The sequence below is a fragment of the Bacteroides congonensis genome, assembly GCF_900130125.1.
Classification (GTDB): domain Bacteria; phylum Bacteroidota; class Bacteroidia; order Bacteroidales; family Bacteroidaceae; genus Bacteroides; species Bacteroides congonensis.
In genome coordinates this window covers 1,391,798-1,403,807 of record NZ_FQXY01000011.1, presented here as the reverse complement: position 1 = coordinate 1,403,807, position 12,010 = coordinate 1,391,798, and the positions used below count along the sequence as shown (strand labels likewise).

Annotated in this window: 10 protein-coding genes and 2 tRNA genes; 5 read left to right on the top strand and 7 right to left on the bottom strand. The window is 46.8% G+C overall.

The window, feature by feature from the left end:
- Positions 1–10 precede the first annotated feature (10 nt).
- From BQ7997_RS23165 to nuoE, 3 genes are read left to right on the top strand one after another with little or no spacing between them, the layout of a single operon-like run.
- Entirely contained in the window at positions 11–1,918 is a 1,908-nt protein-coding gene (locus BQ7997_RS23165) for an NADH-ubiquinone oxidoreductase-F iron-sulfur binding region domain-containing protein (protein WP_073348216.1), read from the top strand.
- A 12-nt stretch (positions 1,919–1,930) separates the two neighbouring features.
- Positions 1,931–3,697: an NADH-dependent [FeFe] hydrogenase, group A6 gene (locus BQ7997_RS23160; protein ID WP_073348215.1), complete on the top strand. Its 1,767-nt coding sequence runs from the start codon at positions 1,931–1,933 to the stop codon at positions 3,695–3,697.
- Between the two features lie 18 nt (positions 3,698–3,715).
- Positions 3,716–4,192, top strand: a complete 477-nt coding sequence (gene nuoE / locus BQ7997_RS23155) for an NADH-quinone oxidoreductase subunit NuoE (protein ID WP_073348214.1) — start codon at positions 3,716–3,718, stop codon at positions 4,190–4,192.
- A gap of 80 nt (positions 4,193–4,272) precedes the next feature.
- On the opposite strand, the gene BQ7997_RS23150 is transcribed toward nuoE, so the two are convergent.
- Positions 4,273–4,360: transfer RNA gene (locus BQ7997_RS23150), tRNA-Ser, on the bottom strand.
- A 79-nt stretch (positions 4,361–4,439) separates the two neighbouring features.
- Positions 4,440–4,524 (bottom strand) — tRNA-Ser (locus tag BQ7997_RS23145).
- A 238-nt stretch (positions 4,525–4,762) separates the two neighbouring features.
- Here BQ7997_RS23145 and pflB point away from each other — a divergent pair.
- Both pflB and pflA read left to right on the top strand, forming a co-directional pair.
- Positions 4,763–6,991, top strand: coding sequence for a formate C-acetyltransferase (gene pflB, locus BQ7997_RS23135; protein ID WP_044654502.1), 2,229 nt, complete (start codon positions 4,763–4,765; stop codon positions 6,989–6,991).
- A gap of 14 nt (positions 6,992–7,005) precedes the next feature.
- Positions 7,006–7,734 (top strand): pyruvate formate-lyase-activating protein, encoded by a 729-nt coding sequence (gene pflA, locus BQ7997_RS23130; RefSeq protein WP_073348212.1) that lies wholly within the window; start codon positions 7,006–7,008, stop codon positions 7,732–7,734.
- An 890-nt stretch (positions 7,735–8,624) separates the two neighbouring features.
- On the opposite strand, the gene BQ7997_RS23115 is transcribed toward pflA, so the two are convergent.
- The 5 genes from BQ7997_RS23115 to BQ7997_RS23100 form a co-directional block, all read right to left on the bottom strand.
- Positions 8,625–8,990, bottom strand: a complete 366-nt coding sequence (locus BQ7997_RS23115; RefSeq protein ID WP_073348210.1) for a helix-turn-helix domain-containing protein — start codon at positions 8,988–8,990, stop codon at positions 8,625–8,627.
- 4 nt (positions 8,991–8,994) lie between these two features.
- Positions 8,995–9,288 carry a type II toxin-antitoxin system HigB family toxin gene (locus BQ7997_RS23110; RefSeq protein ID WP_073348209.1) on the bottom strand — a complete coding sequence of 98 codons (294 nt, stop codon included), beginning with the start codon at positions 9,286–9,288 and terminating at the stop codon, positions 8,995–8,997.
- A gap of 68 nt (positions 9,289–9,356) precedes the next feature.
- Complete coding sequence (locus tag BQ7997_RS25550; RefSeq protein ID WP_159436792.1) at positions 9,357–9,521, bottom strand: hypothetical protein; 165 nt, start codon at positions 9,519–9,521, stop codon at positions 9,357–9,359.
- A gap of 195 nt (positions 9,522–9,716) precedes the next feature.
- Positions 9,717–11,072 carry an MFS transporter gene (locus BQ7997_RS23105; RefSeq protein WP_073348208.1) on the bottom strand — a complete coding sequence of 452 codons (1,356 nt, stop codon included), beginning with the start codon at positions 11,070–11,072 and terminating at the stop codon, positions 9,717–9,719.
- Positions 11,073–11,088: 16 nt separating this feature from the next.
- On the bottom strand, positions 11,089–12,009 hold the full coding sequence (locus tag BQ7997_RS23100) for a glycerophosphodiester phosphodiesterase family protein (RefSeq protein WP_073348525.1): 921 nt from the start codon (positions 12,007–12,009) through the stop codon (positions 11,089–11,091).
- Position 12,010: the final 1 nt, after the last annotated feature.

Below are 12,010 nucleotides of genomic sequence, written 5' to 3'. Positions count from 1 at the left end.
TCTGATACTTATGAAAATCTTATCTATCCATGATTTGGCTACAATCAGGAAGAGAGCGGAACACAAACTTTCATTACGTGAAGAAAGTAATGAAAAAGTCACAGAGAAGTGCTGCGGACTGGCGTCCGGCACACAGCATCTCCAGATTCTTATCTGCGGCGGTACAGGGTGCAAAGCCTCTTCCAGTCAAGGCATTACGGACAGTCTCCGGACAGCCATCGAAAAGAACAGCATCGCCGGCAAAGTGGAAGTCATCACAGTGGGCTGCTTCGGCTTCTGCGAAAAAGGCCCCATCGTGAAAATCATCCCCGACAATACATTTTACACACAAGTCACCCCCGAGGACGCGGAAGACATCATCACCGAACATATCATCGGCGGCCGGAAAATAGAAAGGCTGCTGTACATAGATCCTAAAACGGAGCACACCGTCAGCGACTCCAAACATATGGATTTCTACCGGAAGCAACTGCGCATCGCCCTGCGCAACTGCGGATTTATCGACCCCGAAAACATCGAAGAATACATCGCCCGCGAAGGATATCACGCCCTGGCGGACTGCCTTCTCAACAAGCAACCGACGGACGTAATCGACCTCATCAAGCGTTCCGGCCTGCGCGGACGCGGTGGCGGCGGTTTCCCCACAGGCTTGAAATGGGAATTTACCCACAAACAGCAATCGGACATCAAATACGTGGTTTGCAATGCTGATGAAGGCGACCCCGGCGCGTTTATGGATCGTTCCATCATGGAAGGCGACCCACACTCCATCGTAGAAGCCATGTGTATCTGCGGTTACTCCATCGGCTCAAGCAAAGGACTGGTGTATATCCGCGCCGAATACCCGCTTGCCATCAACCGGCTCAAAATAGCTATCGGACAAGCCCGCAACTACGGCCTGTTGGGAGACAATATCTTAGGAACAGATTTCAGTTTCGACATCGAGATACGTTACGGTGCAGGCGCATTTGTCTGCGGAGAAGAAACCGCCCTGATTCACTCCATGGAAGGAAAACGGGGCGAACCGACCCTCAAACCGCCCTTCCCCGCCGAATCCGGCTATTTGGGAAAGCCTACCAACGTGAACAATGTAGAGACACTCGCCAATATTCCCATCATCCTGACGAAAGGCGCCGAATGGTTCGCAGCCATCGGAACGGAACGTTCCAAAGGCACGAAAGTATTCGCCCTTGCGGGAAAGATAAACAATGTAGGGCTAATTGAAGTACCGATGGGAACTACGCTCCGCGAAGTAATCTACGAAATCGGCGGCGGCATCAAAGGCGGAAAGAAATTCAAGGCGGTGCAGACCGGCGGCCCTTCGGGCGGCTGTCTGACAGAGAAGCATCTGGATACTCCCATCGACTTCGACAATCTACTGGCGGCAGGCTCCATGATGGGCTCCGGCGGTATGATTGTGATGGATGAGGACGACTGTATGGTATCCGTCTCCCGTTTCTACCTGGACTTTACCGTAGAAGAATCCTGCGGAAAATGTACGCCTTGCCGCATCGGCAACAAACGCCTGCTGGAACTGCTGAACAAGATAACCGAAGGAAGAGGAACGGAGAAAGACCTGGATACCCTCGCCACTTTGGGACAAGTCATCAAGGATACCGCCCTCTGCGGACTGGGGCAGACTTCCCCGAACCCGGTTCTGTCTACGCTGGACAATTTCCATGATGAATACCTGGAACACGTCCGCGACAAGACCTGCCGTGCCAAACAGTGTAAATCCCTGCTGACTTACACCATCAATCCCGAACTTTGTATCGGCTGCCACCTGTGCGCCAAAAACTGCCCCGCCGACGCAATCATCGGTCTGGTACGCAAACCGCATGTTATCAGCCCCGACAAATGTATCAAATGCGGAATGTGCCTGGCACGCTGTAAATTTAAAGCTATTCTTGTCTGCTAAAATCTATTTACTATGGAAGAAAAACAAATTACACTCCAAATAGACGGTCACTTTATCACCGTCCCCGAAGGAAGTACCATCCTCGAAGCTGCCAACAAAATAGGCATCAACATACCTACTTTGTGCCACATTGACTTGAAAGGAACCTGTATAAAAAACAATCCCGCTTCCTGCCGTATCTGTGTAGTCGAAGTCATAGGACGGCGCAACCTGGCTCCTGCCTGCGCCACCCGTTGCACAGAAGGAATGGTAGTAAAGACCAGTACCCTGCGTGTGATGAACGCCCGCAAGGTAGTGGCCGAACTTATCCTCTCCGACCATCCGAACGACTGCCTCACCTGTCCGAAATGCGGCAACTGCGAGCTTCAAACGCTGGCACTGCGCTTCAATATCCGCGAAATGCCTTTCAATGGCGGCGAACTGTCTCCCCGCAAACGGGAAATCACCGCTTCCATCGTCCGCAATATGGACAAATGTATCTTCTGCCGCCGTTGCGAAAGCGTCTGCAACGATGTGCAGACGGTAGGAGCGCTCGGTGCCATCCGTCGCGGCTTCAACACGACGATAGCTCCCGCTTTCGACCGGATGATGACAGAGAGTGAATGTACCTATTGCGGTCAGTGCGTGGCTGTCTGCCCGGTAGGCGCGTTGACCGAACGTGATTACACCAACCGCCTGCTAGACGACTTGGCCAACCCGAACAAAGTAGTCATCGTACAGACCGCACCCGCCGTACGCGCCGCCCTGGGAGAAGAATTCGGATTTCCCCCCGGCACACTGGTTACCGGGAAAATGGTCTACGCCCTGCGCGAACTGGGATTCGATTACGTATTCGACACCGATTTCGCAGCCGACCTCACTATCATGGAAGAAGGCTCCGAAATCCTGAACCGCCTGACGCGTTATCTCAACGGTGACAAATCCGTCCGCCTGCCCATCCTGACTTCCTGTTGTCCGGCATGGGTGAACTTCTTCGAGCACCATTTCCCGGATATGTTGGATATACCTTCCACCGCCCGCTCCCCGCAACAGATGTTCGGCTCCATCGCCAAATCTTACTGGGCGGAGAAAATGGGAATCCCCCGGGAAAACTTGGTCGTCGTATCCATCATGCCCTGTCTGGCAAAGAAATACGAATGCGACCGCGACGAGTTCAAAGTAAACGGCATCCCCGACGTAGACTATTCCATCTCCACCCGCGAACTGGCACGGCTGATTAAACGAGCCAACATCGGCTTCCCCCTGGTACTGGACAGTCCTTTCGACAACCCGATGAGCGAATCGACAGGCGCCGGCGTTATCTTCGGCACTACAGGCGGTGTGATGGAAGCCGCCCTGCGCTCCGTCTACGAAATCTATACCGGAGAACCTCTCAAGAATGTAAATTTTGAACAAGTACGCGGACTGAACGGTGTCCGCCGCGCCACCATCGACCTGAATGGTTTTGAACTCAAAGTAGGCATCGCACACGGACTAGGCAACGCCCGCCATCTACTGGAAGATATACGGAACGGGCACAATGAATATCACGTCATCGAAATCATGGCTTGCCCCGGCGGTTGTATCGGTGGTGGTGGGCAGCCGTTACACCACGGCAACTCGGAAGTCTTATACGCACGCGCCAATGCCCTTTACCGCGAAGACGCCAACAAACCGCTGCGCAAGTCGCACGACAACCCGTATATCAAGAAACTGTACGAAGAATATCTCGGCAAACCTCTGGGCGAGAAATCGGAAATGCTATTGCACACGCACTATTTCAACAAATCAATGGATTAACTTTAAACGAAGAGTATTATGTCAGATATAAAACTAGCCTGTGATGTAGTTGAACAAGTCAGAACGATTTGCGACAAGCATGGAAACAATCCGGGCGAACTAATCAATATTTTGCACGAAGCGCAACACCTGCACGGCTATCTGCCCGAAGAGATGCAACGCATCATCGCTTCCAAACTCAATATCCCCGTATCGAAAGTATATGGAGTGGTCACCTTCTACACCTTCTTCACCATGACTCCGAAAGGGAAACATCCCATCTCCGTCTGCATGGGTACGGCATGTTACGTGCGCGGCTCCGAGAAGTTGCTCGAAGAATTCAAACGCGTACTGGGCATCGAAGTCGGCGAAACCACCCCGGACGGGAAGTTCTCATTGGACTGCCTGCGCTGCGTAGGTGCTTGCGGATTGGCTCCAGTGGTGATGGTTGGTGAAAAAGTGTACGGAAGACTGCAACCGATAGATGTGAAGAAGATTATCGAGGAGTTGGAATAAATGCCGCAAATAAAAAACAGCTGCTTTGAAAAATCAAGGCAGCCGCTTCAAAACATTTTTTTAACAACAGAGAAAAAAAGCGGAGAGAACGAGATTCGAACTCGTGATACACTTTTGGCGTATACACGCTTTCCAGGCGTGCCTCTTCAACCACTCGAGCACCTCTCCTTGTTTTTCAATAAAAAAACAGACAATGGAAATATATTTTCCACAAAAGAAATAGCAGCTTCAAAGCTGCTATTCTCAGCGGAGAGACAGGGATTCGAACCCCGGGTACCTCGCGGTACAACGGTTTTCAAGACCGCCGCAATCGACCACTCTGCCACCTCTCCAAAACTTCCTTTTCAGAAGTGCTTTTCGTTAAAAGCGGTGCAAAGATACGAACTTTTTTTAAACATGCAAGAGTTTCCACAAAAAAAATTCGGGAAGATTTCCTAAGGATAGCAATACCTAGGTATTTTATGTTGAAAAGCATAAAATAGAGCATATTTATGCTGATTATATGAAAAATGATTGTAACTTTGTGCGCTCTAAAGAAAAGGATAACTACAACCTCTAATTTTATCATTTATGGAATTAAATAAGATCTTTAAAGACGGTCTTTGGAGCAGCGAAATCAACGTAAGGGATTTCGTAAGTCATAACATCACTCCGTATTACGGAGATGCTTCATTCCTCGAAGGACCTACCGAACGCACAAAAGCCGTATGGAACCGCTGCCTCGAAGCATTGGCAGAGGAAAGAGAAAACAATGGCGTCCGCTCTCTTGACAATGTTACCGTATCTACCATCACTTCCCACAAAGCCGGATATATCGACAAGGAAAACGAACTGATTGTCGGTCTGCAGACAGACGAACTGCTGAAGCGTGCCATCAAGCCTTTCGGTGGCATCAACGTAGTGAGCAAGGCTTGCCACGAGAACGGTGTGGAAGTAGACGACCGCGTAAAAGACATATTCACTCACTACCGCAAAACGCACAACGACGGAGTATTCGACGTATATACGGAAGAAATCCGCTCGTTCCGCTCACTGGGATTCCTTACCGGACTTCCTGACAACTACGCCCGCGGACGTATCATCGGCGACTACCGCCGTATGGCTCTTTACGGTATCGACCGACTGATTGAAGCCAAGAAAGAAGACTTGCGTAACCTGACCGGCCCGATGACCGACGCCCGCATCCGCCTGCGCGAAGAAGTGGCAGAGCAAATCAAGGCGCTGAAAGAAATGAAGGTAATGGGCGAATACTACGGACTCGACCTGAGTCGTCCTGCCTACACTGCACAGGAAGCCGTACAATGGGTGTACATGGCTTACCTTGCCGCCGTGAAAGAACAAGACGGTGCAGCTATGTCACTGGGTAACGTTTCTTCCTTCCTCGACATCTATATGGAATATGAATTGAGCAAAGGAACTATCACCGAATCTTTCGCACAGGAACTAATCGACCAGTTTGTCATCAAACTGCGTATGGTTCGCCACCTGCGCATGCAATCATACAACGACATCTTTGCCGGCGACCCGACCTGGGTAACCGAATCTCTGGGCGGACGTCTCAACGACGGACGTACCAAAGTAACAAAGACTTCCTTCCGCTTCCTGCAAACACTGTACAACCTCGGCCCGTCACCCGAACCGAACCTGACTGTACTATGGAGCCCGGAACTGCCGGACGGTTTCAAGGAATTCTGTGCCAAAGTTTCTATCGACACTTCATCCATCCAGTACGAAAACGACGACCTGATGCGCGAAGTACGCCAGTCGGACGACTACGGAATCGCTTGCTGCGTATCTTACCAGGAGATAGGAAAGCAGATTCAGTTCTTCGGCGCACGCTGCAACCTGGCTAAAGCCCTGCTACTTGCCATCAACGGCGGACGTTGCGAAAACACGGGTACGGTCATGGTGAAAAACATCCCTGTACTGACCAGTGACACGCTGAACTTTGAAGAAGTAATGAGCAACTACAAGAAGGTATTGATTGAAATCGCCCGTGTTTACAACGAAGCGATGAACATTATCCACTATATGCACGACAAGTATTACTACGAGAAAGCACAGATGGCTCTTGTAGATACCAACCCGCGCATCAACCTCGCTTACGGTGTAGCCGGACTTTCCATCGCGCTCGACTCGCTCTCGGCCATCAAGTACGCCAAAGTTACCGCCCGCCGCAACGACATCGGCCTGACGGAAGGTTTCGACATCGAAGGCGAATTCCCTTGTTTCGGTAACGACAACGACAAGGTAGACCACCTGGGTGTTGACCTGGTATATTTCTTCAGCGAAGAATTGAAGAAGCTGCCGGTGTACAAGAATGCCCGTCCTACCCTGTCTCTGCTGACCATCACTTCCAACGTGATGTATGGTAAAAAGACCGGTGCTACTCCCGACGGACGTGCCAAAGGCGTTGCCTTCGCTCCGGGTGCCAACCCGATGCACGGACGCGACAAGAACGGTGCTATCGCTTCTCTGAGTTCCGTAGCGAAACTTCGTTACCGCGACTCACAAGACGGTATCAGCAACACCTTCTCTATCGTTCCGAAATCACTGGGAGCAACCGTAGAAGACCGTATTGATAACTTGGTTACCATGATGGACGGTTACTTCACCAAAGGCGCTCACCACCTGAACGTTAACGTTCTGAACCGTGATATGCTTTATGACGCCATGGAACATCCTGAAAAATATCCGCAGCTTACCATCCGTGTTTCCGGTTATGCCGTAAACTTCGTGAAGTTGAGCCGCGAACATCAATTGGAAGTTATCAGCCGTAGCTTCCACGAACGTATGTAATCTATCTACTCTATATGACGATAAACGTACATTCATACGAAAGTATGGGAACATTCGACGGGCCGGGCTTACGGCTCGTCGTTTTTCTTCAGGGTTGCAACTTCCGCTGCCTGTATTGTGCCAATCCCGACACGATAGCCGGCAAAGGCGGTACACCTACCCCACCGGAAGAAATCATCCGCATGGCCATGAGCCAGCGTCCTTTCTTCGGCAAGCGCGGCGGAGTCACTTTCTCGGGCGGAGAGCCTACGTTTCAGGCGAAAGCGCTTGTTCCATTGGTGCGTGAACTGAAGGAGAAAGGGATTCATGTCTGCATAGACAGCAACGGCGGCATCTGGAATGAAGATGTAGAAGAGCTTTTCAAACTGACCGACCTTGTATTGCTCGACATCAAAGAATTCAACCCCACCCGCCATCAGACGCTGACCGGAAGAAGCAACGAACAGACCATCCGCACGGCGGCATGGCTCGAAGAGAACGAAAAACCGTTTTGGCTGCGTTATGTATTAGTGCCCGGATACAGCGATTTCGAAGAGGATATCCGCCGACTGGGAGAAGCTTTGGGAAAGTACAAGATGATTCAGCGGGTAGAAATCCTGCCTTACCATACACTGGGCGTACACAAGTACGAAGCCATGGAGCAGGAATACAAGCTGAAAGACGTAAAAGAAAATACCCCCGAACAACTTGAAAAAGCTGCGGGAGTATTCAAAGAGTATTTTGCTACTGTGGTGGTTAATTAACCGCCACAGTAATAAATAGATAAAAGACAACATACATCATGACAAATGTTTTTTATCCGACAACCTATATTATAGATATAAACCATATCCAATAAAAAGTTCACAAAACAGCATTCAGCCTTCAGTTTCTTCCTAAATCTTCCATTTCATCGAGCTATTTGGCTGAAGCCACCCCTGAAACCAAAGGGAAAGTTTTTCTATTTATTTTTAGAGTCTGCATAAACGTCCATACTGAACCAAAGGTCTATTTTCCGAAAATAGAGCGTCTGTTTTATCCAAACAAAGCGTCTGTTTTACTTAAACAGACCCTCTATTTTACATAACCCCCTATTTCCTGGAACAGTAAATACCAGCCCACGTATCAACGATCCTTTACCAGCATGTCAGATTCCTTCAGTCGACATCTTAGCAAATTTTGCCGACGTGTAAATAAACTTTTGCTCACACATTGGTGAGTATCCATCGGCATAAAATACGGCTGAAGGCGGAATCCCCTCCTTTCAGGGTACTGCTTTCAGCCACATTCCCTTCTATCAAGGAGTTTCAGAGCATAAACCAGAAGCTGAAAGCAGTTTTTGTATTATATATTCGGATAGGCAAAATCATGAGAAAATGTATAGAAGACTTGACTGTAACAAGTACTACATTCAACTGGATGATATAGGAGAATCAGGCAAATCAAGTACATGTCTTTGCTTACTCTAGTACTGACTTCATTCATTTCCAATACACCTATCTATATTTTCTTTTAAAACAAACACAAATATTATAAATTCTCCCTCAATCCCCTCACTTTTTGCCTTTTTCTTCTTCAAAAAGACAGCGGGAAATCTGAAAACACAACTGTCTTTTTCAGATTTCCCGCCATCTTTTTAAAGTTAAGTTCGAAGCTATACTCCCAACACAATATTAGCATCAATATTCAATTTCCTACTTATCTCACGAGCCACCTTCAATGTTGGCTCACATTTTCCCGAAATATAATCACTAAGACGTGAAGGACTGACTCCTATTAACTGAGATAGTGACTTTTGATTAAGTCCCATCTCGTACATACGAAGTTTCAGGACATCGACAAGTGAAGGTTCTCCCAAAGAAAAATGTTCTTCGGAGTAGTCAGCAACAAGATTAGAAAGAAGTTCCAACTCTATGCTGTTAGGGTCATCCAAAGGAGTATCATCTTTCACTAACGGAAGAAGCTCCTCTACTCTTTTTACAGCCCATTCATATTGGGTTTGGTTCTCTATCTTTGTCATACTTTCAAATATTAGAACAATCTATTTTATCATATTCTTTATGAGTACCAATAAAGCGAATATATACAAACTTTACAGTAAACTTAATAACTACCACCAACCGATAATTGTTTCCTTTAATATTGAAAACATAATGCTGATTACCTACATTATCAGCACTATTAAAAGTTTTCTTTATATCAGCGAAACAAGTCCACTCACTTCTTTTGACTATAACAGCCCATTCTTGCAAAGCGACTTTTGAATCGGGATGCTTCTCTGCATATTCTTTTAATGCCTGTTCAGTAAATATTCTCATTAGTTACTCATTTTTCATGTGACAAAGATAAAATTATAATTCTATTTTTCAAAATATTATTCTAACATTCATAATCCAACAACAAAGCAATAATCAATTACAGGTATCAAAGAACAGAAAGTCTGTTCGTAGTTCGCTACTCCGTCATACGTAAGACGGCCGTGGTCGATAGCGGCCAACACTACGAAAATGTATCGTTTCGGGTCTCCCTGATATTCGATAGTGGCAGACATATTTGTGCATTACTTTGCGAAGTTCGTTTTTCAATGAACAAAACAATTCATCATTACATGAATTTTCCATAAAACTATTATTTAATTGATTATAAAAAAGCCATTCCAGGAAGAAAGCAATCATTACTTACTTCCCGGAATGGCGACCAATACCTCGAAAACAAAGACTTTATTTCTAACCTAATGTACTCACTTTTAATTCACTTCTTTTGATTTTGCATTCCAAACCAACAAAGCTAAGAGAACAGACAACAATGCCGCGCCAATCCAAAACCAATTGATATAGGTAAAGTCATAAACATCAACGCCATTTTGAACAGTCTTTTGCTCTTCTATCAGAATACCGCTCATCACGTCTTGCAGTCCGGCTCCGATATAACTGGCGATGCCGACTACTCCCAAAGCTGCACCCGACGCGTTGCGGGGAGCAATATCCACTGCCATCAAACCACCCAGAAAACAAATCAAAACTCCAATGCCTAAACCGAACAGCACCATTGCCAACACATCTATCCAAAAATGAACACCCGGAACCAAGAGAAACAGACAGAGAGCTATTACATTCATCAACCCAAATACCAAAGCCGGAATATTACGACTGCCGGAAAACATTTTATCGGAAATGATGCCGGAAAATACCGTACCAATGATTCCACAGATAGAACTGATTGAGATTATAAAACTGGCATCCAACGTAGAATAGCCCTTTTGAGCTTCCAGATAGAAAACGCCCCAACTGTTCACAGCATAGCGGCTGATATACATAAATGCACTTGACAAAGCCAAAATCCAAATTGCGGGATTTTTCAAAACTGCTTTTTGAGCTTTGTTGAAATCTTCCGTCTGTTTAGCCGGCGAAGAATGAGAGTCCACAGGAGAAGATTTTTTGTCCAACAAGAATCCCTGGCTCTGTGGCGTATCACGCATAAAGACAAGCATCATAAAGAAGCCTAATATCCCAATGACACCGGCTCCAATCATCCCATATCTCCACCCCATCCAACTGACTAACAAGGCTATGGAAATAAAGGTCAATGCTTCACCCAGATTATGACTGGCAGACCAGAAGCCGTAAAAAGTACCGCGTTCTTTGCTACTGTACCACCGAGTGAGCGAAACCACTCCGGATGCTGCTCCCATCGACTGAAACCAACCATTCAATCCCCAAAGTACGACAAACGCATAAAAGGAACCGGTGAAACCTAAACATAGATTTATCAAAGCGGAACACAATAGTCCGGTAGACATAAAACGCCGTACATTACTACGGTCGGCAAGAAATCCATTCGTCAGTTTGCCTACCGCATACACGAAAAACAGGCAAGATCCTATGATTCCTAATTGAGTCTCGGAAAATACTCCTTCCTCTACAATCGGTTTGCGCACTACGTTCATACTAAGACGACAAACATAGTAAATGCCATATCCGGTAGTAGCCGACAAAAAAGTAGCCCAACGGATATGCTTAAAGCGGGAAGAACGTTCGGAATCAGTCTCTCCCCCGACTAGCGGGGAAGAGATTTTATAAAAGTCCACTATTTTAAATGACATAACTGAAGTTTACATATTAATGAAAGACATCTATCTTATGTTCATTACGTTTTTTACGAGCTTGCAAGTATTCCAGTAAATAAGCGGTACGGTCGGTCTGGATGATTGTCGCTCCAAGTTTATCTATCAAATATCCATATCCTTCATCCGGATTTTCCAACGATTTATCGTCATCATGTCCGCCTGCCATCGTATCCCAAAGAGTATTATACCAAATCTTACTTTTTCCTTCAAGTTTAGCCCTCACTTGTTTGGGGAGTTGGCAAGTATCCGATTCAAACAACAATTCGAAGGCTACCGGGTGAAGTTCTTGCATGAAATCATCTATTTGCCGCATAGCTCCCGGTCGATCCAAATGTATGATTGGCATATATAGGATCCGGTTTAAATATTTTCCCAAATCCTTTTTCACTTCCGCAACAGGCTTCGACCCTTTCATGATAATCTGTCCAACAGTCCCGGTTTTCTCCAAAATGGGGAAAATCTCATCGAATATCGGATAAGCCTTATCCAAATTTACCATAACGCGCCCTTTGGCTGTCAATAATGCTTCTTCCAATGTAGACACACGGTGTTTGGTTCTCAAAGCGGCACCATTCTTCAAACGGAGCGTCCGGATGGAATCCAGTGTCCACTCGGCAACCTTACCTTTTCCGGTAGTCGTTCTGTCCAAAGTCTTATCATGCATAAGAATCAACTGTCCGTCTTTGGTTTTCTGAACGTCCAGTTCTACGACGTCGGCTCCCAACCGGATAGAACTCTCTATCGCCGCCAGTGAATTTTCAGGTGCAAAACGCCAGTCCGCCCGATGAGCGACTACGGTTATTTCTTTATCATCAGGATTCGTTATCTTTGCATAAATTGCCTTCACCGGTTCATCTGCAAACAAGCGGAAAGGAAACAGCAAAATAATTCCTATTATCAGGTAGTTCTTCATA